The organism is Streptomyces sp. CC0208, from assembly GCF_003443735.1.
GTDB lineage: Bacteria > Actinomycetota > Actinomycetes > Streptomycetales > Streptomycetaceae > Streptomyces > Streptomyces sviceus.
This window is the reverse complement of sequence record NZ_CP031969.1, coordinates 1692089-1718699: the sequence shown is the minus strand read 5'-3', so window position 1 is coordinate 1718699 and position 26611 is coordinate 1692089. Positions and strand designations below refer to the sequence as shown.

27 protein-coding genes are annotated in these 26611 nt (G+C 71.1%); 13 read left to right on the top strand and 14 right to left on the bottom strand.

All coding sequences use genetic code 11. From position 1 onward, the window contains the following. Nucleotides 1-7: 7 nt before the first annotated feature. Nucleotides 8-838: a helix-turn-helix transcriptional regulator gene (locus D1369_RS07855; protein ID WP_007385690.1), complete on the bottom strand. Its 831-nt coding sequence runs from the start codon at nt 836-838 to the stop codon at nt 8-10. A 116-nt stretch (nt 839-954) separates the two neighbouring features. Between D1369_RS07855 and D1369_RS07850 the strand changes: the two genes are divergently transcribed. Both D1369_RS07850 and D1369_RS07845 read left to right on the top strand, forming a co-directional pair. Beyond that, nucleotides 955-2622 (top strand): AMP-binding protein, encoded by a 1668-nt coding sequence (locus D1369_RS07850; protein ID WP_007385691.1) that lies wholly within the window; start codon nt 955-957, stop codon nt 2620-2622. Continuing rightward, the gene (locus D1369_RS07845) at nt 2619-4205 is read left to right on the top strand and encodes an AMP-binding protein (RefSeq protein ID WP_007385692.1); all 1587 of its coding nucleotides are present in this window, start codon (nt 2619-2621) and stop codon (nt 4203-4205) included. Before D1369_RS07850 ends, D1369_RS07845 begins: the two co-directional genes overlap by 4 nt. A gap of 279 nt (nt 4206-4484) precedes the next feature. On the opposite strand, the gene D1369_RS07840 is transcribed toward D1369_RS07845, so the two are convergent. Beyond that, nucleotides 4485-5177 (bottom strand): hypothetical protein, encoded by a 693-nt coding sequence (locus D1369_RS07840; RefSeq protein ID WP_037903818.1) that lies wholly within the window; start codon nt 5175-5177, stop codon nt 4485-4487. Between the two features lie 156 nt (nt 5178-5333). Between D1369_RS07840 and gcl the strand changes: the two genes are divergently transcribed. Next, nucleotides 5334-7118, top strand: coding sequence for a glyoxylate carboligase (gene gcl, locus D1369_RS07835; RefSeq protein ID WP_007385694.1), 1785 nt, complete (start codon nt 5334-5336; stop codon nt 7116-7118). A 226-nt stretch (nt 7119-7344) separates the two neighbouring features. Here the strand turns inward: gcl and D1369_RS07830 are convergent, their stop codons facing one another. From D1369_RS07830 to D1369_RS07820, 3 genes are all read right to left on the bottom strand, one after another. Next, on the bottom strand, nt 7345-7584 hold the full coding sequence (locus D1369_RS07830; RefSeq protein ID WP_007385695.1) for a hypothetical protein: 240 nt from the start codon (nt 7582-7584) through the stop codon (nt 7345-7347). 381 nt (nt 7585-7965) lie between these two features. Then, nucleotides 7966-8880, bottom strand: coding sequence for a 2-hydroxy-3-oxopropionate reductase (locus D1369_RS07825; protein ID WP_007385696.1), 915 nt, complete (start codon nt 8878-8880; stop codon nt 7966-7968). A 26-nt stretch (nt 8881-8906) separates the two neighbouring features. Next, a complete protein-coding gene (locus tag D1369_RS07820; protein ID WP_007385697.1) occupies nt 8907-9728 on the bottom strand; it encodes a TIM barrel protein in 822 nt (273 codons plus the stop codon). Nucleotides 9729-9872: 144 nt separating this feature from the next. Between D1369_RS07820 and D1369_RS07815 the strand changes: the two genes are divergently transcribed. From D1369_RS07815 to D1369_RS07785, 7 genes are all read left to right on the top strand, one after another. After that, complete coding sequence (locus D1369_RS07815; protein WP_007385698.1) at nt 9873-10124, top strand: hypothetical protein; 252 nt, start codon at nt 9873-9875, stop codon at nt 10122-10124. 47 nt (nt 10125-10171) lie between these two features. Continuing rightward, complete coding sequence (locus D1369_RS07810; protein ID WP_086023284.1) at nt 10172-10480, top strand: helix-turn-helix domain-containing protein; 309 nt, start codon at nt 10172-10174, stop codon at nt 10478-10480. Nucleotides 10481-10564: 84 nt separating this feature from the next. After that, complete coding sequence (uraD, locus tag D1369_RS07805) at nt 10565-11074, top strand: 2-oxo-4-hydroxy-4-carboxy-5-ureidoimidazoline decarboxylase (protein ID WP_037901875.1); 510 nt, start codon at nt 10565-10567, stop codon at nt 11072-11074. 5 nt (nt 11075-11079) lie between these two features. Beyond that, nucleotides 11080-11493 carry a hydroxyisourate hydrolase gene (uraH, locus tag D1369_RS07800; RefSeq protein ID WP_007385701.1) on the top strand — a complete coding sequence of 138 codons (414 nt, stop codon included), beginning with the start codon at nt 11080-11082 and terminating at the stop codon, nt 11491-11493. Between the two features lie 2 nt (nt 11494-11495). Continuing rightward, nucleotides 11496-12389, top strand: coding sequence for a factor-independent urate hydroxylase (gene pucL, locus D1369_RS07795; protein WP_007385702.1), 894 nt, complete (start codon nt 11496-11498; stop codon nt 12387-12389). A gap of 114 nt (nt 12390-12503) precedes the next feature. Continuing rightward, nucleotides 12504-13883, top strand: a complete 1380-nt coding sequence (locus tag D1369_RS07790) for an 8-oxoguanine deaminase (protein ID WP_007385703.1) — start codon at nt 12504-12506, stop codon at nt 13881-13883. A gap of 233 nt (nt 13884-14116) precedes the next feature. Beyond that, nucleotides 14117-15481 carry a nucleobase:cation symporter-2 family protein gene (locus tag D1369_RS07785; protein WP_037901876.1) on the top strand — a complete coding sequence of 455 codons (1365 nt, stop codon included), beginning with the start codon at nt 14117-14119 and terminating at the stop codon, nt 15479-15481. Here the strand turns inward: D1369_RS07785 and D1369_RS07780 are convergent. Together D1369_RS07780 and D1369_RS07775 are read right to left on the bottom strand one after the other, a co-directional pair. After that, the gene (locus D1369_RS07780) at nt 15466-16275 is read right to left on the bottom strand and encodes a chitosanase (protein ID WP_007385705.1); all 810 of its coding nucleotides are present in this window, start codon (nt 16273-16275) and stop codon (nt 15466-15468) included. The two genes, D1369_RS07785 and D1369_RS07780, sit on opposite strands and share 16 nt — an antisense overlap. Before the next feature lie 20 nt (nt 16276-16295). Continuing rightward, nucleotides 16296-17096 carry an AraC family transcriptional regulator gene (locus D1369_RS07775; RefSeq protein WP_007385706.1) on the bottom strand — a complete coding sequence of 267 codons (801 nt, stop codon included), beginning with the start codon at nt 17094-17096 and terminating at the stop codon, nt 16296-16298. A gap of 87 nt (nt 17097-17183) precedes the next feature. Between D1369_RS07775 and D1369_RS07770 the strand changes: the two genes are divergently transcribed. Further along, complete coding sequence (locus D1369_RS07770; protein ID WP_007385707.1) at nt 17184-18044, top strand: SDR family oxidoreductase; 861 nt, start codon at nt 17184-17186, stop codon at nt 18042-18044. Between the two features lie 118 nt (nt 18045-18162). Here the strand turns inward: D1369_RS07770 and D1369_RS07765 are convergent, their stop codons facing one another. After that, nucleotides 18163-19599 (bottom strand): MFS transporter, encoded by a 1437-nt coding sequence (locus D1369_RS07765; RefSeq protein WP_037901878.1) that lies wholly within the window; start codon nt 19597-19599, stop codon nt 18163-18165. A 111-nt stretch (nt 19600-19710) separates the two neighbouring features. On the opposite strand from D1369_RS07765, the gene D1369_RS07760 reads away from it, so the two are divergent. After that, nucleotides 19711-20106: a helix-turn-helix domain-containing protein gene (locus D1369_RS07760; RefSeq protein WP_007385709.1), complete on the top strand. Its 396-nt coding sequence runs from the start codon at nt 19711-19713 to the stop codon at nt 20104-20106. Between the two features lies 1 nt (nt 20107). Here D1369_RS07760 and D1369_RS07755 read toward each other — a convergent pair whose 3' ends face one another. The 4 genes from D1369_RS07755 to D1369_RS07740 all read right to left on the bottom strand — a co-directional run bounded on the left by D1369_RS07755 (nt 20108) and on the right by D1369_RS07740 (nt 22889). Continuing rightward, complete coding sequence (locus D1369_RS07755; RefSeq protein WP_007385710.1) at nt 20108-20524, bottom strand: acyl-CoA thioesterase; 417 nt, start codon at nt 20522-20524, stop codon at nt 20108-20110. A gap of 55 nt (nt 20525-20579) precedes the next feature. Then, complete coding sequence (locus tag D1369_RS07750) at nt 20580-21206, bottom strand: hypothetical protein (protein ID WP_007385711.1); 627 nt, start codon at nt 21204-21206, stop codon at nt 20580-20582. Between the two features lie 70 nt (nt 21207-21276). Next, complete coding sequence (locus tag D1369_RS07745; RefSeq protein ID WP_007385712.1) at nt 21277-21876, bottom strand: histidine phosphatase family protein; 600 nt, start codon at nt 21874-21876, stop codon at nt 21277-21279. Between the two features lie 152 nt (nt 21877-22028). Continuing rightward, nucleotides 22029-22889 (bottom strand): SDR family oxidoreductase, encoded by an 861-nt coding sequence (locus D1369_RS07740; RefSeq protein WP_007385713.1) that lies wholly within the window; start codon nt 22887-22889, stop codon nt 22029-22031. Nucleotides 22890-22978: 89 nt separating this feature from the next. On the opposite strand from D1369_RS07740, the gene D1369_RS07735 reads away from it, so the two are divergent. Further along, complete coding sequence (locus D1369_RS07735; protein ID WP_037901881.1) at nt 22979-23707, top strand: TetR/AcrR family transcriptional regulator; 729 nt, start codon at nt 22979-22981, stop codon at nt 23705-23707. A 114-nt stretch (nt 23708-23821) separates the two neighbouring features. On the opposite strand, the gene D1369_RS07730 is transcribed toward D1369_RS07735, so the two are convergent. Further along, nucleotides 23822-24217 carry a hypothetical protein gene (locus D1369_RS07730; protein WP_007385715.1) on the bottom strand — a complete coding sequence of 132 codons (396 nt, stop codon included), beginning with the start codon at nt 24215-24217 and terminating at the stop codon, nt 23822-23824. Between the two features lie 9 nt (nt 24218-24226). Then, nucleotides 24227-26545: a hypothetical protein gene (locus tag D1369_RS07725; RefSeq protein WP_050789785.1), complete on the bottom strand. Its 2319-nt coding sequence runs from the start codon at nt 26543-26545 to the stop codon at nt 24227-24229. Nucleotides 26546-26611 lie beyond the last annotated feature (66 nt).

The following is a 26611-nucleotide window of genomic DNA, read 5'->3' as shown; positions in this document are numbered from 1 at the left end:
ACAAGTGTTACGGGAGCAGTCCCGCCCGGCGGGCGGCGACCACCGCCTCGCCCCGTGTCCTGGCCCCGAGCTTCCGCATGGCCGACCGCAGGTACGCCTTGACCGTCTCGGCACCCACGCCCATCCGGTCCGCCGCCACGGCGTTCGTCGCCCCGGCTGCCACGCAGGCCAGGACGTCCAGCTCACGAGGGGCCAGAGCCACCTCCTTCGCGGGTACGGCGTCGCCGGTCAGGAGCGCGCACGCGTCGAGCAACTCGGCCCGCAGCGCGGGGTCGCCGATCCGCGAGGCCAGCGCCCGCAGCGCCGTGTGGGCCTCCCGGACCTGCTCCCACGCCGCGGCGTCGCCCTGACCGGGCTCGGCCCGCGCCGCCACCAGCACGTCCCGTACCTCGTCGCCGACGACCAGCGCCTGCTCCACGTCCCGTGCCGCGTCCACCGCCGCCGACAGCGTGCGGTCGCCCAGCGGCTGGGCGTCGCGCAGGGCGCCGTACAGCACGCCCCGCACCCGGCGCCGTACGACCACGGGCACGGCCAGCACCGAGCGCAGCCCCTCCGCGGCGACGGCGGCGTCGTACTCGTGGCTGATCTGCCGGGACAGGGAGTAGTCCGCCACGGCGCACGGGCGGGCCAGCGCGACGGTCTTGCCGCCGAGGCCGTTGCCCGAGGTCACCGCGAGTGCGAGGAGCGAGGTGGTGGCCGTACCGCTCAGTTCGCTGATCCGTATCCGCGGGCGCCCGGCCTCGACCAGACCGCCGAAGGCGACCGGGAGGCCCGTGGTGCGCCGCAGCCGCGCGAGCGCACGCCGGATCTCCACCGCGCCGGCCGCGTCCACTGTCACCTGTTCGTCCCCTCACCGCGGCACACACCCCCGTTCGGGGGTAGTGAGACCTGCATCACGGATTACACGATGGCAGAGAGCCGCCCGGCAATGGTCCGGTACGAGGAGGACGCAACATGACGGCCACGGAGGACTTCCGCGGGGCGCGGGACTTCCTGCTCCAGCACCGCGAGGACTACGCCACGGCGTACGAGGGCTTCACCTGGCCCCGCCCGCGGCACTTCAACTGGGCGCTCGACTGGTTCGACGTCATCGCCGAGGGCAACGACCGCACCGCCCTGCACATCGTCGAGGAGGACGGCAGCGAGATCCGGCTGTCCTTCGCCGAGATGGCCGAACGCTCGAACCGGGTCGCCAACCTGCTGCGCGAGCGCGGGGTGCAGGCCGAGGACCGCATCCTCGTCATGCTGGGCAACCAGGCCGAGCTGTGGGAGACGGCCCTGGCCGCCATGAAGCTGCGGGCCGTCGTCATCCCGGCGACCCCGCTGCTGGGCCCGGCCGACCTGCGCGACCGCGTCGAGCGCGGCCGGGTGCGGCATGTCCTGGTGCGGGCCGAGGACGCCGCCAAGTTCGACGAGGTGCCCGGCGACTACACGCGCATCGCGGTCGGCGGGGTACCGGAGGGCTGGCAGCCGTACGAGGACGCGTACACCGCCGCCGAGGAGTTCCTGCCCGACGGTCCGACCCTGGCCGACGACCCGCTGATGCTCTACTTCACCTCCGGGACGACGGCCCGGCCCAAGCTCGTCGAGCACACGCACACCTCGTACCCGATCGGGCACCTGGCGACCATGTACTGGATCGGGCTCAAGCCCGGTGACGTGCACCTCAACATCTCCTCGCCCGGCTGGGCCAAACACGCCTGGTCCAACCTGTTCGCGCCGTGGAACGCGGAGGCGACCGTCTTCATCCACAACTACACACGCTTCGACGCGGGGCGGCTGATGTCCGAGATGGACCGGGCCCAGGTCACCACCTTCTGCGCCCCGCCGACCGTGTGGCGCATGCTCATCCAGGCCGACCTGACCCAGCTGCGCACGCCGCCCCGGGAGGTGGTCGCGGCCGGTGAACCCCTGAACCCCGAGGTCATCGAGCAGGTCCGGCGGGCCTGGGGCATCACCATCCGGGACGGCTTCGGCCAGACCGAGACCGCCGTGCAGGTCTCCAACAGCCCCGGACAGGTGCTGAAGACCGGCTCGATGGGCCGCCCGAGCCCCGGCTACAAGGTGGAGCTCCTCGACCCGGTGTCCGGCGCGCCCGGCGCGACCGAGGGTGAGATCGCACTGGACCTGTCGGCCCGGCCGGTCGGCCTGATGACCGGCTACCACGGCGACCCGGACCGCACCGCGGAGGCGATGGCGGGCGGCTACTACCGGACCGGCGACGTGGCGTCGAGGGACGAGGAGGGGTATCTGACCTACATCGGCCGCAGCGACGACGTCTTCAAGGCATCCGACTACAAGATCAGCCCCTTCGAGCTGGAGAGCGCGCTCCTCGAACACGAGGCGGTGGCCGAGGCGGCAGTCGTGCCCGCGCCGGACGAGCTGCGGCTCGCGGTCCCGAAGGCGTACGTCGTGCTGGCGGAGGGCTGGGAGCCCGGCCCCGACACGGCCAAGGTGCTGTTCGAGCACTCCCGGCAGGCGCTGGCGCCGTACAAGCGGATCCGGCGCCTTGAGTTCGCGGAGCTGCCCAAGACGGTGTCGGGGAAGATCCGTCGGATCGAGCTGCGTGAGGCCACGGCGGCGGGGTCGGACGCGGAGTACCGCGAGGAGGACTTCCGGTGAACTCGTACACGCACGGGGTGAGCACGACCGAGCTGCTCGGCGACACCATCGGGGCCAACCTGGACCGGGCCGTCGCCACTTGGCCGGAGCGCGAGGCGCTCGTCGACGTGCCGTCGGGGAGGCGTTGGACCTACGCGCAATTCGGCGCCGACGTCGACGAGTTGGCGTCCGCGCTGCTCGCGTCTGGTGTCGCCAAGGGGGACCGGGTGGGCATCTGGGCGGTCAACTGCCCCGAGTGGGTGCTCGTCCAGTACGCCACCGCCCGCATCGGCGCGATCATGGTGAACATCAACCCGGCGTACCGCACCCACGAGGTCGAGTACGTCCTCAACCAGGCTGGGATCTCGCTCCTGTTCGCCTCGCTCAGCCACAAGACCAGCGACTACCGGGCGATGGTCGACGAAGTGCGGGTCAGGTGCCGGGAGTTGCGGGAGGTCGTCTACATCGGCGACCCGAGCTGGCAGGCGCTGCTCGGGCGGGCCGTGCCGGACGCGGTGCACCCGGAGCTGTCCTGCGACGACCCGATCAACATCCAGTACACCTCGGGCACCACGGGCTTCCCCAAGGGGGCCACCCTCTCCCACCACAACATCCTCAACAACGGCTACTTCGTAGGTGAGTTGATCGCCTACAGCGAGCAGGACCGGATCTGCATCCCGGTCCCCTTCTACCACTGCTTCGGCATGGTGATGGGCAATCTGGCGGCGACCTCGCACGGCGCCTGCATGGTCATCCCGGCCCCCTCCTTCGACCCGGCGGCGACCCTGCGCGCGGTCCAGCAGGAGGGCTGCACCTCGCTCTACGGCGTCCCGACCATGTTCATCGCGGAGTTGAACCTCCCCGACTTCGCCACGTACGACCTCTCCTCCCTGCGCACCGGCATCATGGCGGGCTCGCCCTGCCCGGTGGAGGTGATGAAGCGGGTGGTCGCGGAGATGCACATGGCGGAGGTGTCCATCTGCTACGGCATGACGGAGACGTCCCCGGTGTCCCTGCAGACCCGCAGGGACGACGACCTGGAGCACCGCACCGGCACGGTCGGCCGCGTCCTGCCGCACATCGAGGTCAAGGTCGTCGACCCGGCGACCGGGGTCACCCAGCCCCGGGGCACGGCGGGGGAGTTGTGCACCCGCGGCTACAGCGTGATGCTCGGCTACTGGAACGAGCCCGAGAAGACGGCGGAGGCCGTGGACCAGGGGCGCTGGATGCACACCGGCGACCTGGCGACGATGCGCGAGGACGGGTACGTCGAGATCGTCGGCCGCATCAAGGACATGATCATCCGGGGCGGCGAGAACATCTACCCCCGCGAGATCGAGGAGTTCCTCTACGCCCACCCGAAGATCGCGGACGTCCAGGTGGTCGGCGTCCCCCATGAGCGTTACGGCGAGGAGGTGCTGGCCTGCGTCATCCCGCGGGACCCGGCGGACCCTCCGACCCTGGAGGAACTGCGCGGCTTCTGCGAGGGGCGGCTGGCGCACTACAAGGTCCCGAGCCGGCTGAAGATCCTCGACGCCTTCCCGATGACGGTGTCCGGGAAGGTACGGAAGGTGGAGCTGCGGGAGACGTACGCGGGGGACTGAGAGCCGGAGGGCCCCGCAGCGGCACTCGTGCCGGCGGCCGTCGGGGGAGCGCTGGTGTCCGTGCTCGGTCTTGGGGTGGGGGGCGTTGGTGTCTGCGTCCGGTTGTCGGGGGCCGGTGTTTGCGCTCCGCCGTCGGGCGGGGGGAGCGCCGGTGTCCGTGTCCGGCCGGCGACACGAAGCCGCCCCCCTCGCTCCCGCCCCTGGCCACCTGCACCCAGCCGCCCCTCTCGCTCCCGCCCCTGGCCACCTGCACCCAGCCGCCCCACCACCGCCGGAGGCCTACCCGCCGTCCAGTTCGTCCGCCAGGCTGTTCACCGGCTGCGGTGTGCCCGTCAGGTCCAGGACGAACAGGGGGACGCCGAGGGAGTCGGCCTGGACGCGGGCCGCGGGGGTGTAGCCGGCCAGGGAGAAGTACACGCAGCGCGCGGACTCCGTCATGGCCGTCAGCCACAGGCACTCCACGTCCCGCGGTGAGGCCGGCCGCACGGTCGGGTCCACCTGGGCCAGCAGCCCGCGGGCCGCGAGACCGATGCCGGACGGCGGCCGCTGGTCCGCGCGCCGGATGTCCTCGTAGCCGAGCCAGCGCAGATACAGCGCGGCCACGGTGACCGCGTCACGCGCGGTGCGGATCGTGATCGGCTGGAAGGCGCGCCGTGGGGGAGCGTGGGCGTCCACCTCGGCGTTCACCTCCGGCTCCGGCCACGAGCAGGTCTCCCCGGCCACCGGAATCCGCAGGACCGTCCCGCAGCCACAGCCCAGCTCCGGCTGGGGCCACTCGGCCTTGCGGCCGCAGACCGCGCACTCCACGCAGACCCACGCCTCGTCCCAGACCTGGTGGGCGACGGCCGTGGGCGTGCCGTGCCGGTCCAGCGGCGGGCAGACCGGGGCGCCGCACTCGCACGGGTACGACGGCGCCGCATAGAGGTGCTCGCGCCGGCAGACCGGACAGCGCACCGAGACGCTCTCGGACATGGCCTCATCGTCCTCCAGGACGTGCCCGGTTGTCCGCCCCTTGACGGTCTTCACCCACCCACCTACATTGCTTCCAGATAGTAGAAAACTTATTCCGTATTACGGAAGTACTCACGGCGGGGCGCGACGGGAGTACGCATCCGACAGGAGTACTCGATGGCTCGAATGACCGCTGCCCGCGCGGCAGTTGAGATCCTCAAGCGCGAAGGCGTCACGGACGCGTTCGGTGTTCCCGGCGCGGCGATCAACCCCTTCTATGCCGCGCTCAAGGCCTCCGGGGGCATCCACCACACCCTCGCCCGCCATGTCGAGGGCGCGTCCCACATGGCCGAGGGGTACACGAGGACCCACCCCGGCAACATCGGTGTCTGCATCGGGACCTCAGGACCCGCCGGCACCGACATGATCACCGGCTTGTACTCCGCGACCGGCGACTCGATCCCGATCCTGTGCATCACGGGCCAGGCCCCGACCGCCGTGATCCACAAGGAGGACTTCCAGGCCGTCGACATCGCCTCCATCGCGGGGCCGGTGACGAAGATGGCGGTCACCGTCCTGGAGGCGGCCCAGGTCCCCGGCGTCTTCCAGCAGGCCTTCCACCTCATGCGCTCCGGCCGCCCGGGGCCGGTCCTCGTCGACCTGCCGATCGACGTCCAGCTCACCGAGATCGAGTTCGACCCGGACACGTACCAGCCCCTCCCGGTCTACAAGCCGGTCGCGAGCCGCGCGCAGATCGAGAAGGCGCTCGCTCTCCTCAACGAGTCGGAGCGCCCGCTGATCGTCGCCGGCGGCGGTGTCATCAACGCCGACGCCGCCGAACTCCTCGTCGAGTTCGCCGAGTTGACGGGCATTCCGGTCGTCCCGACCCTCATGGGCTGGGGCGTCCTGCCCGACGACCACGAGCTGAACGCCGGCATGGTGGGCCTGCAGACCTCGCACCGCTACGGCAACGCGACCTTCCTGGAGTCCGACTTCGTCCTCGGCATCGGCAACCGCTGGGCCAACCGCCACACCGGCAAGCTGGACGTCTACACGGCGGGCCGGAAGTTCGTCCACGTCGACATCGAACCGACCCAGATCGGCAGGATCTTCGCGCCGGACTACGGCATCGCCTCCGACGCCAAGGCGGCCCTGGAGCTGTTCGTCGAGGTGGCAAGGGAGTTGAAGGCCGCGGGCCGACTCCCCGACCGCTCGGCGTGGGCGGCCTCCGCGCAGGAGAAGAAGGCGACCCTCCAGCGCCGTACGCACTTCGACGACATCCCGATCAAGCCCCAGCGTGTCTACGAGGAGATGAACAAGGCCTTCGGCCCGGAGACGCGGTACGTCTCCACGATCGGCCTCTCCCAGATCGCCGGCGCCCAGATGCTGCACGTCTTCAGGCCCCGCCACTGGATCAACTGCGGCCAGGCGGGCCCCCTCGGCTGGACGATCCCTGCCGCGCTGGGCGTGGCCAAGGCCGACCCGGAGGCACAGGTCGTGGCCCTCTCCGGCGACTACGACTTCCAGTTCATGATCGAGGAGCTGGCCGTCGGGGCCCAGCACCGGATCCCGTACGTCCACGTCCTCGTGAACAACTCCTACCTGGGCCTGATCCGCCAGGCCCAGCGCGCCTTCGACATCGACTTCCAGGTCAACCTGGAGTTCGAGAACATCAACTCCCCGGAACTGGGCGTCTACGGCGTCGACCACGTCAAGGTCGCCGAGGGCCTCGGCTGCAAGGCGATCCGGGTGACCGACCCGGCGGAGCTGGGCGCGGCCCTGGAGCAGGCGAAGAAGCTCGCCGCCGAGTTCCAGGTCCCGGTCGTCGTCGAGGCCATCCTGGAGCGGGTCACCAACATCTCGATGTCGACGACGAACGACATCGGCAACGTGGTCGAGTTCGAGGAGATCGCGACGGAGCCGGGCCACGCGCCGACGTCGACCAGGCCGCTGAAGGTCTGACCCCGCGCACAGCTGAAGGGCGGTCCCACCGTGAAGGTCGGACCGCCCTTTCCCGTGCCCGGCTCCCCCGAAGCCGTCCCCCGTCGCGATGCCCGCCGCCCCCGTGCCGGCGAACCTCGTGTGATGAGAATGCGCCCGGAACGGGTCCGGCAGAAGCCCCTGAATCAGGTTCAGAGGTTGATTTGAGGATTCCGTAGCCGGCCTACGACCGCTGCGGTACGCCCGCTCACCGCTCGTGGTGCTCGGACAGTCCCGGCCAGTCGTCGGGACCGCCGCCCCGCCACTCCACGATGTCGTCGTCCTCGACCTCGATCCGGTCCAGGTCGGCGAGCCGGAGCAACTCCACGACGTCGTCCAGGTGCGAGGCGACGCCGAGGTTGTCGTCGTTCGCGGTGACCCGCCGGGAACCGTCCAGGGCCGGGGCGTGCACCACGACATGCGGATGCTGTGCTGGATGTCCTGCCATGCCTTCAGAGTCCTGCGATCCACGGCGCTCCGCACCCCGGGAACGCGGCGGAGCGCCGGATACGGGACCGTCCGTATCCGGCGCTCTGGGTTCCTGCCGGTCTTGCCGGGACCGCGGCGGCCGCGACGGAACCGGGAACGCGCTCCTTCCCTCAGGTCGAAGAAGGAGGGCCCGGGACCTTCACCACCGCACTGGCTCGCACGCCGCCGCGGTCCTCCCCCGACCGCACCCCGTACCGGGCGACCACCCCTCATCCGGGTCGCCCGGCGCGTCGGGCGCGCTCGGGGAGTCTCAGTACCGATGTGGTTCCGGGCGGCGCCACCGCCTGGGCGCGACAGGACAGATGTCAGCGAGGGCGCCGCCCGGAGTCTTGGGGGGGTGTCAGACCTGGGCGCCCGACAGGCGCTCCACCGCCCGCAGCAGCGCCGAGTGGTCCAGGCCCCCGTCGCCCTGCGCGCGCAGACTGGCGATCAGCTGGGCGACCACGGCACCGACGGGCAGGGCCGCGCCGACGTTGCGGGCGGCGTCGGTGACGATGCCCATGTCCTTGTGGTGCAGGTCGATCCGGAAGCCCGGCGTGAAGTCGCGCTGAAGGAAGTTGTCCTTCTTGCGGGTCAGCACGGTCGAACCGGCGAGGCCGCCGCCCAGCACGTCCAGCGCGGCCTTCAGGTCCACGCCCGACTTCTCCAGGAAGACCACGGCCTCGGCGCACGCCTGGATGTTCACGGCGACGATCAGCTGGTTCGCGGCCTTCACGGTCTGGCCCGAACCGTGCGGACCGCACCGCACGATGGTCCTGCCGAGCGCCTCGAAGATCGGCTCGGCCTCGTCGAAGTCGGCCTGCTCACCGCCGACCATGATGGACAGCACGGCCTCGATCGCACCGGCCTCACCGCCGGACACGGGCGCGTCCAGCACACGGATGCCCTTGTCCTCGGCCGCCTTCGCCAGGTCGACCGAGGTCTGCGGGGTGATCGAGGACATGTCGATCAGCAGGGCGCCGGAGCGGGCGTTGGCCAGGATGCCCTCGGGGCCGTACGCGATGGCCTCCACCTGCGGAGAGGCGGGCACCATCGTGATGATCACGTCGGCGTCCCGCACGGCCTCGGCGATCGAACCGGCGGCCGTGCCACCGGCGGCGGCCAGCCGGTCCAGCTTGTCCTGCTCGAGGGTGAAGCCGGTGACGTCGTAACCCGCCTTGACCAGGTTCTCGGACATGGGGGAGCCCATGATGCCGAGGCCGATCCAGGCAATCGCCGGGCGGGCTGGGTGGGAAGAATGCGCGAGGTTGCTCATGGTGGGGTGCCTCTCAGGAAAGGGGGTCAGCGGGACAGCCAGTCGAAGGTCTCGGCGCTCGGGCGGTCGCCCGGCTTGTACTCGAGGCCGACCCAGCCGTCGTAGCCGGCCTTCTTCAGCCGGCCGAGGAGATCGTCGAGGGGCAGCGTGCCCGTGCCCGGTGCCCCGCGGCCCGGGTTGTCGGCGATCTGGACGTGGCCGGTGACCGAGGCATACTCCTCGATCACCGCCGGCAGGTCCTCGCCGTTCATGGACAGGTGGTAGAGGTCCATCAGGAACCTCGCGTTGCCGAGGCCGGTCGCGTTGTTGACCTTGTCGACGATCCCCACCGCCGCGGGTGCGCTGACCAGCGGGTACAGCGGTGACTCGGGCTTGTTGAGGGCCTCGATCAGGAGGATCGCGCCGATCCGGTCGGCCGCGCGGGCCGCGAGGACCAGGTTCTCCAGCGCCAGCGCGTCCTGCTCGGCCGGGTCCACGCCGTCCACGCGGTTGCCGTACAGGGCGTTGAGGGCCGTCGCGCCGAGGGATCCGGCGAAGTCGGCGGCCACGTCGATGTTGGCGCGGAACCGCTCCGACTCCTCGCCGGGGATCGACAGGGCGCCGCGGTCGGGGCCCGGCAGTTCGCCCGCGTAGAAGTTCAGGCCCGTCAGCTGGACGCCCGCGTCCTCGATCGCCCTCTTCAGGGCGTCGAGCTCGGACCGCTCGGGGGTCGGGGTGTCGATCCAGGGCCACCACAGCTCGACCGCGGTGAAGCCGGCCGCGGCGGCCGCCGCCGGGCGTTCCAGGAGCGGGAGTTCCGTGAAGAGGATCGACAGGTTGACGTTGAAGCGCTGGTCGGCGAATCCCATCGGTCGCGGCGCTCCCTTCCGTGTCGTAGGCGCTGTATTCCGTAATGCGGAAGTTAGTTTCTGTCTATTGGAAGATTGCCGTCGGGTCGACGGCGTTGTCAAGAGGGCCCGACGGAAAACGGCACCGCGGGTTAGGTTGTGCGCGTGCGATTGAGAGTGGAGTTCACGACCGAGCCCTTCGACCTCGACGAGGCCCCGGCGCACGCGCTCGTGGCCCGAGAGGTCATCGAGGCGGCCGACCTGGACGCGGTGGACGTCGGCCCGTTCGGCAACACGGCCGAAGGTGGCGCCGACGAGGTGCTCGGCGCCGTGGACGCCCTGCTGCGCAGGACCCTGGCCTCCGGCGCCACCCGGATCTCCCTCCAGGTCAACGTGGTCGGGGAGGCCGACGCGTGAGCGCCGACGAGCCGTTCATCTCGGCGGTCAAGCCGCTGGTCGACGCCATGGGCGGCGAGCTGCTCCCGCCGGACGAGGCCGGCCCCGATGACGTCGTGCTCGCCTGGGAGGGCGCCGACGTGGTCGCCGTACGCCTGCCGCAGCTCGCGGACTCCCTCGATCACATCCTGGCCGCCATGGAGCGCAAACGGGGCATACCGCTCGCGGACCTGGACCGCAAGGCCAAGCAGGAGGTCGTACGGATACTGGAGGCGCGCGGCGCCTTCTCCGTACGGCACGGTGTGGAGACCGTCGCGAGCGCCCTCGGGGTGAGCCGCTTCACGGTCTACAACTACCTGAACCGGGACAAAACGTAGCCAGCGGAGCCCGACGGGTTTCGTAACCCCGAATTTTCAACAAAGTGTTGACGTGATGTCGCGTGGAGGCGTTAGCTGACTCCCGTGACTTCGACTTCCACGTCCCCCGGCCTGGCCCGGTTCAACGTCCTGGAGGAGCACGCGGCCCACGCGGTCCTCCTTGAGGCGTGCGCCTCGACGGCGTGGGCTCGGCGTCTGCTCGCCGCCCGCCCCTACGCGACCGCGGAGGACCTCTACGCCACCAGCGACGCCGTCATGGCCGAGCTGACCCCCGACGACCTCGCCGAGGCCATGGCCGGCCACCCGCCGATCGGCCGCCCCAAGCCGGGCGACCCGGCCTCCGCCCGCGAGCAGCGCGGCATGGCCGGCGCCTCCGAGGAGCTGAGGGCCGAGATGCTCGAACTGAACCTGGCGTACCAGGAGCGGTTCGGCCATGTCTTCCTGATCTGCGCGACCGGCCGCACCGGCGAGCAGATGCGCGACGCGGTCAAGGAGCGGATCGGCAACCCGCCGGAGCGGGAACGCGAGATCGTCCGCACCGAGCTGGGCAAGATCAACCGCATCCGGCTCGCCCGTATCGTCGAAGAGGACTGAGCAGCATGAGCACCAGCACCACCGCCTCGGTGTCCACGCACATCCTGGACACCAGCCTCGGCCGCCCCGCCGAGGGCGTCCCCGTCCAGATCGCGGCCCGCGCCGGACGGTCCGCCCATGAAGGGCAAGAGGGGGAATGGCAGGCGCTCGGGGGTTCCGCGACCGACGCGGACGGGCGGTGCAAGGACTTGCCGGTGCTGCCGGAGGGGACCACCCACGTACGGCTCGACTTCGCCGTGGAGCCGTATTTCTTGAAGAAGCAAGCCGATGCGCAGCAGGACGCCCCCGCGAATCGGGACAGCGGTGCCGGTGTGTTCTTCCCGGAGGTGGCGATCACGTTCGCCGTCGTACCGGGCGAGCACTACCACGTACCGCTGCTGCTCAACCCGTTCGGCTACTCCGTTTACCGAGGGAGCTAGCTATGCCCATCCTGGGACAGAACCAGTACGGCAAGTCCGAGAACCGAGTCGTCAAGATCACGCGGGACGGCGCCACCCACCACATCAAGGACCTGAACGTCTCCGTGGCGCTCTCCGGCGACATGGAAGAGGTCCACTACTCCGGCTCCAACGCCAACGTCCTGCCGACCGACACCACCAAGAACACGGTGTACGCGTTCGCCAAGGAGCACGGCATCGAGTCCTCCGAGCAGTTCGGCATCCACCTCGCCCGGCACTTCGTGACCTCGCAGGAGCCGATCAGGACCGCCCGCATCCGCGTCGAGGAGTACTCCTGGGAGCGGATCGAGACGCCGGGGGAGGACGCGCACTCCTTCGTCCGCCAGGGCCAGGAGACCCGTCTGACGCAGATCACCTACGACGGCTCGTCGTGGGAGGTGGTCTCCGGGCTCAAGGACCTGACCGTGATGAACTCGACCAACTCCGAGTTCTGGGGTTACGTCAAGGACAAGTACACGACGCTCCCGGAGGCCTACGACCGGATCCTGGCGACGGAGGTGTCCAGCCGCTGGCGCTTCAACTGGACCGACGACGCCCAGGAGGCGCCGGACTGGGAGGAGTCGTACCGCCAGGTCAAGAAGCACATGCTGGGAGCCTTCGCGGACACGTACTCCCTCTCCCTCCAGCAGACCCTCTACGCCATGGGCTCCCGGATCATCGAGAACCGCACCGAGATCGACGAGGTGCGCTTCTCGCTGCCCAACAAGCACCACTTCCTGGTCGACCTGGAGCCCTTCGGCCTCAAGAACGACAACGAGGTGTACTTCGCCGCCGACCGGCCCTACGGCCTGATCGAGGCGACCGTCCTGCGGGACGGCGTCGAGCCGAGGATCCCGGTGGACCTCACGAACCTCTAGCAACTCCATCGCGGCACCCGCGGCCGGGCAAGGACCTGAAAGGCCCTCCGGCCGCGGCACTCAAACTCCCGGGGTCCTGCCGTGCCCTCTCCACCTCAGCGCAAAGGACGAACCATGGCAGCAGACCGGCGCATCGTCATCGAGAACTGTTCGATCGCGACCGTGGACGCGCACGACACCGAGTACCCGAACGGGTACGTCGTCCTCGCCGGCAACCGCATCGAGTCGCTCGGCGCGGGCAAGGCCCCCGAGGGCCTGGAGAACGTCGACCGCCGTATCGACGCCACCGGCCACCTGGTCACCCCCGGCCTGGTCAACACCCACCACCACTACTACCAGTGGATCACCCGCGGTCTCGCCACCGACCACAACCTCTTCAACTGGCTCGTCGCGCTCTACCCGACCTGGGCGCGTATCGACGAGCAGATGGTCTACGCGGCAGCCCAGGGCTCGCTGGCGATGATGGCCCGCGGTGGCGTCACCACCGCCATGGACCACCACTACGTCTTCCCCGCCGGCTCCGGCGACCTGTCCGGCGCCATCATCCGCGCCGCCCGCGAGACGGGCGTCCGCTTCACCCTCGCCCGCGGCTCCATGGACCGCAGCGAGAAGGACGGCGGCCTGCCCCCGGACTTCGCCGTGGAGACCCTGGAGGGCGCCCTCGCCGCGACCGAGGCGACCGTCAAGGAGCACCACGACTCCTCCTTCGACGCGATGACCCAGGTCGCCGTCGCGCCCTGCTCGCCCTTCTCCGTCTCTACCGAACTCCTGCGCCAGGGAGCCGAGTTGGCCCGCAGCCTCGGCGTGCGGCTGCACACCCACGGCTCGGAGACCGTCGAGGAGGAGCAGTTCTGCAAGGAACTGTTCGGCATGGGCCCCACCGACTACTTCGAGTCCACCGGCTGGCTCGGCGAGGACGTGTGGATGGCGCACTGCGTCCACATGAACGACTCCGACATCGCCGCGTTCGCCCGTACGAAGACGGGCGTGGCCCACTGTCCGTCCTCCAACGCCCGCCTGGCCGCGGGGATCGCGCGGGTCCCGGACATGCTCGCGGCCGGTGTCCCGGTCGGCCTCGGCGTCGACGGCACGGCGTCCAACGAGTCCGGCGAACTCCACACCGAGCTGCGCAACGCCCTGCTCATCAACCGCCTCGGCGCCCACCGCGAGGCCGCCCTGAACGCCCGCCAGGCCCTGCGCCTCGGCACCTATGGCGGCGCCCAGGTCCTCGGCCGCGCGGCCGAGACCGGCTCCCTGGAGGCGGGCAAGCTCGCCGACCTGGTGCTGTGGAAGCTCGACACGCTCGCCCACGCCTCGATCGCCGACCCGGTGACCGCGCTGGTCCTCGGTGCGGCGGCCCCGGTGACGGCCTCGTTCGTGAACGGCCGTCAGATCGTCGAGAACGGACGCCTGTTGCACGTCGACGAGGACGCCATCGCGCGCTCCACGAGGGATCAGGCCCAGCGCCTCGCGCGCATCGCCGCGCAGGGCTGACCACGCGGGGCTGACCACTTCGCCCAAGAACTCCGGTCGGGAGGGACGGCTCCCGGCCGGCAGCCGTGGACCCCGGTTCCGGGCTCCACGGCGGCCGTGCCCGGGGCGCGTGTTGGACGCACGCGCCCCGGAACGGTCTCCGTTCCCGGTCCCGCACGACCACTCGCACCACCTCCATGAAACCCACGGCACCGCGTTTTAGCAGCCGTGTAACCGCCCGGAGGCGAGCCGCAGTGTCAGTCCACCCCGTCGACGAAAAGCTCCCCGCTCTCAAGATGGCGACCACCGGCCTCCAGCACGTGGCCGCCATGTACGCCGGAGTCGTCGCCCCGCCCCTGATCGTCGGCGCGGCCATCGGCCTCTCCGCCACCGACCTCACCTTCCTCACCGGCGCCTGCCTGTTCACCGCGGGCCTCGCCACCTTCCTGCAGACCCTCGGGATCTGGAAGATCGGCGCCCGGCTGCCCTTCGTCAACGGCGTCACCTTCGCCGGCGTCGCCCCCATGACCGCGGTCGTCGCCTCCACCGACGACAAGTCCGACGCCCTGCCGGTCATCTTCGGCGCGGTGATCGTCGCCGGACTCCTCGGCTTCCTGGCCGCCCCCTTCTTCAGCAAGGCGATCCGCTTCTTCCCACCGGTCGTCACGGGGACCGTCATCACCCTGATAGGCGTCTCGCTCCTGCCGGTCGCCTTCGGCTGGGCCCAGGGCCCCGACCCCGCGGCGCGGGACTACGGTTCGACGACCAACCTGGGCCTGGCGGCGGCGACGCTCGGCATCGTGCTTCTCCTGCGGCGGTTCACCCGAGGCTTCGTCAAGCAAGTCGCCGTGCTCATCGGCCTGGTGGCCGGCACGCTCCTCGCGATCCCCTTCGGCGCCACGGACTTCGGACCCGTCACCGACGCGGCCGTCGTCGGCTTCCCGACCCCCTTCCACTTCGGTGCCCCGCGGTTCCAGCTCGCCGCGATCCTCTCGCTGTGCGTGGTGATGGTGGTCTCGATGACCGAGTCGACCGCGGACATGCTGGCGTTGGGCGAGATCGTCGAGCGCCCGGCCGACGAGAAGACCATCGCCGCGGGGCTGCGCGCCGACACCCTCGGCTCGGCGATCAGCCCCCTCTTCAACGGCTTCATGTGCAGCGCCTTCGCCCAGAACATCGGCCTGGTCGCGATGACGAGGATCCGCAGCCGCTACGTCGTCGCCACCGGCGGTGCCTTCCTGGTGCTGATGGGCCTGTGCCCGATGGCCGCCTCGCTCATCGCCGTCGTCCCGCGCCCGGTGCTCGGCGGCGCCGGAGTCGTCCTGTTCGGCTCGGTGGCCGCCAGCGGCATCCAGACCCTCGTCAAGGCGGGCCTGGACAAGGACAACAACGTCCTGATCGTCGCCGTGTCGCTGGCCGTCGGCATGATCCCGATCACCGCGCCGGAGTTCTACCACGCCTTCCCCGAGACCGCGAAGATCGTCCTGGACTCGGGGATCTCCACGGGGTGCGTGGCGGCGGTGGCACTGAACCTGGTCTTCAACCACCTCGGCCGGGGCGGGGACGCCCAGGACGTCACCCACCCCATGGAGGCCGTCTCCGCTCAGCCGATCTCGTAACTGTCCCCGTACACCTTCCAGTTGAGTGGTGTGTCCAGGTCGAGATTGCCCTGTTCCAGGAAGACCCGCTGGGCGGTCTCGACCCGGCTCACGTCATGGTGCGCCGCCTCCTGGCGCATCGCCCACACCCGGGCGTCCAGGAAGGCGTGCAGGTAGGCGGTCTGGTCACCGCCGTCCGCCGGGGTGTCCGCACCCTGCCGGGCCCGGCCGCGGATGCCGCCGAAGCTCAGGGCGTCGGCGCCGGGCCCGTGCATGACCATCGCGTCGTAGTAGACGAACTGGCCGAGCGTGCCGAGGCCGTCCTTCTTGGCGCGCGCGACCGCCGGGTCGAAGTAGCCGCGGTCCCGCTCGTCCCGCTGTGCCGTGCGGAACGCGGAGGTCTTCGCCGCGGTCCGCCAGGCCGCCGGGAAGCCCGGGTCCAGCCCGTCGTGCGAGTCGGTGCCGTCCACCGCGCGCAGGGCGGGCAGATACGGGGCCAGGGGATTGGCGGGGACCCGTTCCGTGTAGAGCTCGACCAGCGCCAGCATGTCGCTCGTACCGGAGCAGAAGCCGATGATGCCGGCGGTGTAGCCGCGGCCGTCCCCGATGTCCTCGATGTACGTGTACTGCGCCTGCCAGTCCAGCGAGGAGTTCTCCGCGCTGGACACCAGCCGCATCGCGAGGTCCTTCTTGACCGGGTCGTCGAGCCCGGTCGGGTCCCCGGCCTCGGTGGACGGCCGCCGCGAGCTCAGCACTCCGGCTCCGAGGGCGGCGAGCAGGGTGCGGCGGGCGGCTGCTCCGGACGGGAAGGCCACGTCGTCTCCAAGAAATCACGTCACTGGCTGTCGATCACCTGGCAGGCGCGGGGAGCGGGAAGCCGGCCCGTGAAGTAGGAGCGCGGCGGGACGCCCATCAGGGTGCGGAAGTCGGACGTCATGTGGGACTGGTCGTAGTAGCCGGTGACGGCGGCCAGTTCGGCCGAGGCCAGCTCGGTGGCATGGGCGAGCACGGCGCGGACGCGGTCGATGCGGGCGTAGTGCTTGGGCGAGAGGCCGACACCCTCGCTGAACAGGTTGCGCAACTGGCGCTCACTGACGGCGAGTTCACGGGCAACTTCCCTGACGTGGCCGGGTATGTGCCCCGAGCGGACGGACAGCGCGGCGACGGCGGCCCGCAGCAGCTCGGTCCGTGTCCCGCCGACCGCGGTGGGCAGCAGGCCCGGGAGGACGTCCGCGAGCCGGGCGACCACCTCTTCGGGCTCCAGCCGCCCGAGTTCGTACGCCAGTTGCCGCGCGGCCTGGCCCGGCAGTGCGCCCAGCGGGACGATTCTCCCGACGAGGTCGACGGCCGGGACGCCGAGCAGCGGCCGGACGGCTCCCGGCGCCAGCCGCACCTCCGTGCAGGACACCTGCCGCTTGCCCGCGTGGTACGCGGCCCGGACCCGGGGCCCGGAGACCAGCAGGGTGGGCCGGCCCCGCCCCTCACTTCGGACGATCACCTTGGTCGTGGGGTCGGGCAGCTGCACGAACGGCTTCCGCGGATCCGCCTCCTCGACGGCCAGGGCCTTGATCCCCGCGATCCACGGACGCAGCTCGTCGGGAGTGCGCGGAGCCCACCCGGAAACGGAGTTGGTCACGCGTCCACCGTAAGCGGGGGACCGGGGGGTTCGGGCGCGCGAAACGTGCCGGAATTTCCTATCGTCCGGTGCCCCGCGGGCCTCACGGTGGTGGTCATGATCCTTGTTACGGGTGCCACCGGCACCATCGGCGGTGAGGTCGTACGACAGCTCGTGGCGCGTGGAGAGAAGGTGCGCGCGCTCACGCGGGACCCGGAGAAGGCCGAGTTGCCGCCCGGCGTGGAGGCGGCGCGCGGACATCACCGTGACGTCGGTTCCGTGGCGGCGGCCATGGCGGGCGTCGACTGCGCCTTCCTCGTGGGCGTCTTCGGCCCGGAGGACCGGGACAGCGACCGCGGGATGGTCGAGGCGGCGCGAGCGGCGGGGGTCCGGCGCATCGTGAAGCTTTCGGCGATCATGGCGGGCGATCCCAGGACGGGCCTGGGCGGCATCGCGCACGGACACGGCGAGGAGGCGGTCCGGGAAAGTGGGCTGGAATGGGTGATCCTGCGCCCGTCCGCCTTCGCCTCGAACACGTTGAGCTGGGCGCAGGCGCTCCGCTCGGGTGAGCCGGTGCCGAACATGCTGGGTTCGGGCCGGCAGGGGGTCGTGGACCCGCGGGATGTCGCCGAGATCGCGGTCGCGGCGCTGGTCGGTCCGGGGCACGTGGGGCGGACGTACACCCTGACCGGCCCCGAGACGCTCAGCCCCCAGGACCAGGCGGCGACTTTGGGCGAGGTGCTCGGCAGGCGTGTGGAGCTTCGTGGACTGACCCCGCCGCAGACCCGCGAACACCTGGTGGCCTCGGGCTGGAGCGAGGAGGCCGCGGAGGGGGTGCTGCGGAGCGTCCGCTTCGTGGCCGAGGGCGGCAACGCGGTGGTCACCGGGGACGTGGAGGAGGTGCTGGTTCGTCCGCCACGGACGTACCAGGAGTGGGTACGGGACCACAGGGAGGCGTTCGGGGGCTGAGGCCGGGTCCCGATCGAGGGTCGGCGGGGAGGGGCTGAGGCTGGATCCTGGCTGCCGGGCGGCGGCCACGACGTGCCCGCGGCCGCCGGACGGCACGGCGTGGCACATCCGTAGGCCCTCACCTCTCCGCCCCCACCCGCGACCGCAGCACCACCGCGGCCAGTGCGAGTGCCCCGAGCGCGATCCCCGTCCCCACCCGGAATGCCGCCTGATACCCCTCAGCCGTCGCCGAGATCACCTCGGCCCCGCCCGCCAGCAACCCATCCGTACGACTGGCCGCCAGCACCGACAGCACCGCCAGCCCCAGCGAACCCCCCACCACCTGCGTGGTGTTGAACAATCCGGACGCCAGCCCCGCGTCCTCCTCCCGGGCACCCGACATGGCAAGACCGGTCAGCGCGGGCATGGCCGCGGCGAAGCCGACCGACAGCAACAGCAGTGGCGGAAGGACGTCCGCGGCGTACGAGCCCTCGGCCGGCGCACGGCTCAGCAGGGCCATTCCGGCGACGATGAGGACGAGCCCGGCCAGCAGCACCCGGTACGGGCCGAAGCGCCCGATGGTCCGTGCCGACAGCCCGAGCATCAGCACCCCGATGACGATCGGCGCCGGCAGAAAAGCCGTGCCGGTGAGCAACTCGCCGAACCCCAGGACGCGTTGGACATACAGCGCCCCGAGGAACTGGAAGCCGTACATCGTGGCGATCATCAGGATCTGGACGGCGTTCGCGCCGGACAGCAGCCGGGAGCCGAACAGCCGCAGCCGCAGCAGGGGACGGACGGCACGGGCCTGCCGGACGGTGAACGCCGTGAACAGGGCGAGCGCGAGCAGGGCCAGCAGGAGGGTCGTGGTCACCGCGTGGTCGCCGGATCCGACGATCACGTACACCGTCAGCATCAGCGCCCCGGTCACCAACGCGGCTCCGGGATAGTCCGCGCCCCGGCCCAGACCCTCGCCGTCCTCCGCGTCGAGCACCCGGATCGCCGCCAGCAGGGCGACGATCCCGATCGGCAGGTTGATCAGGAAGATCCAGTGCCAGTTCAGTGCCTGCGTCAGCGCCCCGCCGAGGAACGTGCCCAGCGCTCCGCCCGCCGCACCCACCGCGCTGAACACCGCGATCGCGCGGGCCTGTGCACGCGGCTCGGGGAACAGCGCGACCAGCATGCCGAGCACCACCGCCGCGGTCATCGCACCGCCCACGCCCTGAAGCGCACGCGCCGCGATCAGTGCGCCCTGGCTCGTGGCCACCCCGCACAGCACGGACGCCGCCGTGAACACGGCCAGCCCCGCCGCGAACATCCGCTTGCGGCCGACCAGGTCGCCGAGCCGGCCCACCAGCAACAGCAGCCCGCCGAACGGGATCAGATAGGCGTTGACCACCCACGCGAGGCCCGGTCCCGAGAACCCGAGGTCACTCTGGATGGCCGGCATGGCGACGGTGACGATGTTGCCGTCCAGGATTGTCATGAGCGTTCCCGCGCACAGGACGACCAGGGCCGTCCAGCGGGAGTACGTTCGTCGCAGCGCTGGCGTGGGGGTTTCGACGACGGCTGTCATGGCGGCGTGGCCTCCGCGTTCTCCGTGGGTTCCGACGACTGGCCTTGGTGCACGACTTGTAACGGGGAACATCGTCAGTGACCATGGGGAGCGCCGTAAGGAGGCAGTTCGATGTCCCAGAGGAACACCGGTGTAACCGTCCAGGTCGTGAACGCGCACGCGTGCCCCGTGCGGGAAGTTCTTGACAGGGTCTCCGGCAAATGGAGCGTGCAGATCCTCGTCGCCGCCGCCCACGGACCCATCCGCTTCACCGAGTTGGAGCGCAGCATCGAGGGGATCAGCCGCCGCATGCTGACCCTGACCCTGCGCAACCTGGAGCGCGACGGCCTTGTCACCCGCACCGTGCATCCGACGGTGCCGCCCAAGGTCGAATACGAACTCACCCCGGTCGCCCGCGAGTTGCACGACACCCTGCAGCGCCTGACCGACTGGGCCGAGCGCAACAGGGTCTACATCGCCGAGGCGCGGGCGAAGTACGACGCCGAACGGGAACCGGAGCCGGCCTGAGCTACAGCAGGCCCGGGTCCGTGGCCAAGCCCTTGAGCACCTCGCCGGGGTTCGCGACCAGGCGCCGCGCCTTGAGGTCCATCAGTCCGCCGACCGCGGTGATCTCGGCGGCGACTGTGCCGTCTTTCTTGCGGATCGTCTGCTGTATGCGGAACGTCTTGCCCTCGCCCCACTCGAATCCGCAGGTCACGTCCACCTCATCACCCGCCAGCAGCTCCCGCAGGTAACGGATGGTGGTCTCCAGCGCCACCGGGCCCACCCCGCTGCCGATCAGCGCGGCCTGGGTGATCCCGGCGGCATCGAGCAGCGACCAGCGGGCGTGCTCCGCGTAGTTGAGGTACACGCTCTGGTTGAGGTGGCCCTGTACGTCCGTCTCGTACCCGCGGACGGTCACCGGCACGGAAAACGGCTCACTCACGTCAATCCCCTCTCATGCCATGGCAGTTGCTGGGCCCGATCCTGGCATGTGCCCCCTACACCCGGCGCGGCGAGGCCAGCAGGTACCGGGCCCTGGTCCGCGGCTGTGTGTACTCGCCGACCTGCCAGCCGGCCTTCTCCAGGGTGATCGCGCAGGCCCGCAGCGTCTCGCCGTCCGGCGCGTGCACGGCCACGGCCTCGGGCTGCGGAGTCGCGCGCACCCGGTAGCCGGGCGAGCCCCCCGCTTCCGGCGCGTGCCCGGCCGCCTCCAGCGCCAGCGCGGCCGCCTGCACCAGATGGGCGCGCTCCCAGCCGCAGGGCCGGTCCGTGGCTCCGTCGGGGTTGGTCATCCGGCGCAGCTCCAGCAGCCCCTGCCAGGCGCTGTGCACCTCACGCGTCCGGGCCGGACCGGTGTCGGCGGCCTCCTGCGTGCCGCCGATGTGCGCGGCGAACACACCACCGGTGGCTGGGGCGGCGGTCGGCTCGGGCTCCTCCTCGACCGTCTCCCGTACGCGGTGCCCGGCCGGGGTCAGGAAGTGGTCGTGCGGCGGCCTCGGATGCCGGAAGGCCAGCCCGCGCTTCACCAGCGCCTCCAGCTGGGCCTCGGTGCCCTTGATCCGCCCGGTGACCGGATCGGCGGCGTCGATGACACGCCGCTGCGCGGCGGTGGGCGGTCGCGGCACGGCGTGCTCCTTCCTCGGGAGGGGCCGTACGACGGGCCGTACGGATCACCGAGCCCCTCCGCTTCGAAGGCTACGACGGGGGTCTGACATTCCACCCGGCGATCACCGGCCGTCCGTGCTCGGTCCCCAGTCGGCACAGCGATCCCGTGGCCAGCTGGAACAGCGCCCCGGCCGACGCGGGCAGCCCGAGCCGACGGGCGGTGAGCACGCGCAGGAAGTGACCGTGCGCCACCAGCACCACGCATCCCTCGGTGTTCGCGTGCGCCGCGTCCACCTTGGCCAGCACGCGGTCGGCCCGTTCGCCGACCTGCTCCGGGCTCTCTCCGGGGTGGTCGGGCGGGCCGGGTGCCACGCCGTCCGTGAACAGGAACCAGTCCGGACGCTCCCGCTGGATCTCTACGGTCGTGACGCCCTCGTAGCCGCCGTAGTCCCACTCGCGCAGGTCGACGTCGACCTGCAGCTCGTGCAGCCCGATGAGTTCCGCGGTCTCCCGGGCCCGCTGGAGGGGGCTGACGAAGGCGGCGCCGATGCGGTGGGAGCGGATCAGCGGCACGAGGCGGCGCGCCTCCTCCCGGCCGCGCTCGGTCAGCGGCACGTCCGTCGAGCCGGTGTGCCGCCCGGACCGCGACCACTCGGTCTCCCCGTGCCGGACCAGAAAGAGATCACCCATGCCACCGCCCACCCTTCCTCCCAGCACGGTGCCACACACCCCCGGACCCTGCAGGCCGGACCGGGCAGTCCGACCACGGGCCTCCTTGCCGGCCAGGACCGTCTCACTGGGCTGGGGGCTCGGGGGTGCGTGCCGGGTGCCTTGGGGAACCTCTATTCGGCCCAGGCGCGCTCCAACTGGCTACGGAAGGTGGCGGGCTCTCGCCCGATCAGCTTGGCCAGCGTCGAGTCGACAGCGGTGAATTCGCCGTTCCGCGCCGCGGCGAAGATGCTCAGCATCAGGTCGCCGATCTGGGCCGGGGCACCGTGCGCCAGGACCTGCTCTCGGAAGAGGTCGTCGGGGACGACGATGCGAGTGAAGGGCCGTCCGGTGGTCTTGGACGCGATCTCGGCGATGGCGTCGAAGTCGAGCGCCGCCGGGCCTGTGAGTGGCGGGGTGGGCCCCTCGAAGCGGGCCTCCTCGGCGAGGATCACCGCAGTGGCCTCGGCGAGGTCGTCGTGCCCGGTCCAGGCGACGGGGCCGTCGGCCGGGAGGGCGATGTCGCCGGTGTGACGGGTGGGCTCCAGGAACTGCAGGGCGCTGGAGGCGTAGAAGCCGTTGCGCAGCGCGGTCCAGGGCAGTCCGGTGGCGTGCAGCAGGTCCTCGGTCCGGGCGTGGTCCCGGCATGCCTGGAAGCGGGAGTCGTGGGAGGCGCCCATCTGGCTGGTGTAGAGGATGCGGCCGACGCCGGCCCGCACGGCGGCGTCGATGGCGGCGCGGTGGCCGCTGACACATTCCTGGCCTATGCGGTCGAGGGAGACGAGGAGCAGTTGCTCGGCGCCCTCGAAGGAGTGTGCGAGCGAGGTGGGGTCGTCGAAGCTGCCCTGCCGGACCCGGACGCCGCGGTCGGCGAGGTCCTGGGCCTTGCGGGGGTCGCGGACGCTGACGCCGACGCGGTCGGCGGGGACGCGCTCCAGGAGGCGCTCGACGGTGCGGCGTCCGAGCTTTCCGGCGGCTCCGGTAACGATGATCACTGAGTTCTCCGTTCACTGTTTCCGATGGAATCACGGCAACGGTAACACTGGAAATTCCGGTGGAATCAAATTCTCGGTATCATCGGTTCATGGCTACGCGCGACTCAACCGACAGCCCCCGGCGCCGCATCGTCGAGGCCGCCGTCGAGCTGCTGGAGAACGGCGGCCCCGACGCGGTGAGCACTCGCGCGGTCGCGGCCGCGGCCGGAATGCAGCCGCCGGCGATCTACCGCCTCTTCGGCGACAAGGAGGGGCTTCTCGAGGCCGTCGCCGAGCACGGCTACGCGCAGTTCCTGGAGAGAAAACGCGCGCAGCTCGACCCCGCCCCGCAGGACCCGGTGGAGGAGCTGCGCCGCGGCTGGGACATGGTGGTCGAGTTCGGGATCTCCCGCCCCGAGTTGTTCGCGGTGATGAACCGGGCCGTCGGCCGGGGATCGGGCGCAGCGCACCGCGCGGGCTTGGAGATCCTCCACGGGCGGGTGCGTCGACTGGCGGCCGGCGGGTGGTTGCGGGTCGACGAGGAGTTGGCCACCCAGATCATCCAGGCAACCGGCCAGGGCGCGGTCATCACCTGGAACTCCACCCCTGCGGACCGCCGCAATCCGGCGCTGTTGACCGTCCTGCGTGAGTCCATGGTCGCGGCGGTCACTCGCGCCGAGCCGACGGTCCCCGCCTCGGAGTCCGGTCCCTCCGCGGCGGCCCGCGCACTGCGCGCCGCCCTCCCCGACGGTGCCGATGTCCTGAGCGACGCCGAGCAGCGCCTGCTGCGTGAGTGGCTCACGCGCCTGGCGGCGGACGGTGCAGCGTCCCATGCCTGATCACGCGCCAGGCGCCCACTGTTGACAACGCTCGTGGTCAACACACCTGGCCGCCCGGATCGACCCGTCCTGCCAGACCGGGCAGGCCGGCCGATCAGCCCGCCGCCCCCGCCCTCACACTCCTGGCAACCCCTGCACCGACTGCGCGAGTTGCCCCACCGCGACGACGAGTGGGGTCACCGGCTGTACGAACTCGTTGAGGCGGTCGAGGGCCCGTCGCAGGACTGTCCGCTGGGGTTCGGGCTCTTCGAGTTCCTCGCGGAGGCGGCGCAGCTCCCTGGTGGTGGCGTCGGGATCGGCGAGCGCCGCCCGGTGCTCCTCCAGCAACCGCTCGACGTACGCGAGGAGTTCGGCCGTGCGCTCGGCGTCCTGCGGCTGGAAGGAGACCGAGCCGGAGAACGCCTGGGCGCCGTGCCCCACGGCCTGGTTGCCGACGTAGTGGGTGCCGCCGCTGATCATGACGCCGTTGTTGACCGGAGGGTCCTGCCGGCCGTCGTCGTTGCCCGTCATGGGGACCTCCTACTTGCCGGAACCGGAACCGGAACCGGAACCGGCGACGGGCGCCGCCGCCCCGGACTGCTGCGGGACCTGCTGGGTCGCGATCGCGCCCGTGCCGATCGCCTGGTTGCCGATGATGCTCATGCCGCCCTGCTGGATGAGCCCCTGGTTGAGGATGGTCTGCTGCTGGGCGCGGAAGTCGGTGATGTCATAGCCGTGCGTCTCGAGGAACACGCGGATCGCGGCGAGGGTGTGACGCTCCACCAGGGCCGTGATCCGTGCGGCGTCCACGACCTGGAAGTAGTTCTGGTAGTTCGGGCTCACCGCCAGCTCCCGGATGCTGAGCCGGGCGCCGAAGTCGTAGACCGGGTCCTGCTGCAGGGCCCTCAGCTCGTCCATCATGCGTCTGTTGTGCCGTACCTCGAAGCGGGCCTGCCGCAGCGCCCGGAACGGGGCGGCGAAGAAGGCCTTGCCGGTGCCGGGGACGGCGTCCAGCAGCAGCCCCCGCCGCGCCTCGGGGGAGAGGGGTCCGCGCAGCCGGTCCACGACATGGAACTCGGCTCTCACCGGACCGAGCACGTGGTTGCTGCAGTGCAGATGGAGCGTTCTGCCCTCGGTCGAGAAGTGCAGGAACACGGTCGGCACCACGTCCCCGCCCCACAGCGGCAGATGAATCGCCAGACAGTGCCGCACCGCACCGGTCGGACGCTCCATGATCCGCTGGACCTGGTCGGCGGACAGCCGCGAGACCGGGGCGAGGCTCGTCGCCCTGATGAACCGCTCGTCGTCGCCGAGGGCCGTACCGCTCGCGAAGACCCGGTCCGCCACGGCGAGGGACCCGAGGGCCGCCTCACCGTCCGCCGCCGCGTCGGCCACGCCGGCCACGGCCGTGGCCCGCAACCGCGCGCGTACGTGGTCGACGAGTTCGGTGACGGTGAAGGGCTCCGGCCCGGCGGAACGCGAGACCCCGCCCACGGGACCGTCGGCGGGCAGCAGCGGAACGGCGATCGACCACTGCGAGGCGGCCGCCGAATAGCCGAGGAAGGGCGTGTACCCGCTGTACACCGTGACGTTCCCGTCCTGCGCCTCCCGGATGGCCGCCAGTCGCGCGGCCATCCACTTGCGCGGCGGCACGGTCGGGCGCGGCTGCCGGGAGAACGCCTCGCGGGTCATGGTCGTGCGCAGCAGCAGGTCGACGGCGAGATCATGGCCTACGACCGTCGCGTACGCGAGCGCCATCGCCGTGACGGACGCCAGCGCGGCCGGCACCCCGCCCAGGTAGGAGCCCAGCAGCCAGCTCACGAACGCGGGGGTGGGCAGCGAGGACAGGGCGATCCCGAAGGAGAACGCGAACAGCACCGCGATGCCCGCCGCGACAGCCGTGCCCACCAGCACCCTGCCCGCGGGCTGGTGCCGGCCGCGGGTGGCGAGGCTGGGCCGACCGCCCGCCTGGCGGGTGATCGACAGGAACAGCGAGACGAACAGCAGCCACAGCGGCGCGAACACGGCCACGAGGGCGAACGCGCCCGTCAGCCGCTGATCCCTGCGGTGCCTCATCTCCTGCGCGGTCAGACAGTGCCGTACGACCGTCACCAGGTCGACGTCGGGCGAGGACGCCACCGCGCCCGCCTCGTCGGCCAGGACGTCCTCCACCACGCGTTCGGCGAATCCCTCGTCCACGTAGGCCGCGGCGCACAGATACCGGGTGACATCACCCGGTGCGCTCCCGACCGGCATGTGGACCGGCGCGGTCGTCATGCCGGGCCCTCCCTCTCTCCAGCGACGCAGCGGCGCCGTCACGGCGCCCTTGACTGTGCTCGGCAGACCGGTGGCCAGGAGTGCGAGCAGGATGCCGACCGCGAGGCCGAAGAGGAGGGCGCCGCGCAGCAGTTCCTTCACCAGGACGTCGGCCGGTGCGAGTGGCACGTCGTCGGCGAAGGCCTCGTGCATGCCCCACCAGGACAGGTTGGCCAGCGCCGAGGCCAGCACACCCGCGACGAGGCAGCGAAGCCGGCCCGACGCCCCGCCGGCCCACAGCCGCCGGGCGAAGAACGCGAGCGCCGCGAGCAGGACCAGGACGGCGAGATCGTTGACGACCAGCGAGGACGTGCCGCCGTACCGGTCGGCGGACACCTCCCAGCGGGGCAGGAACGCGGCCTCCACGAGCCAGCGCAGGATCTTGTTGTCGGACAGCTCTATGTAGAACTTCCTGGCGTAGTAGTCCGAGAGCGGCCGCTGCACCCACGGGCTGCCCGCGAGGACCACGAGCAGGGTCAGCAGCGTGAGACGGCCGCGTAAAGCCGAGGGCGTGCCGGACGCACGCCGACGTGACAAGAACATCTGGGGTTCCCCCATCCCCCGATCCCCCCGGCCCCCGGGATCAGTGGCCGCACTCTATGGCATCCC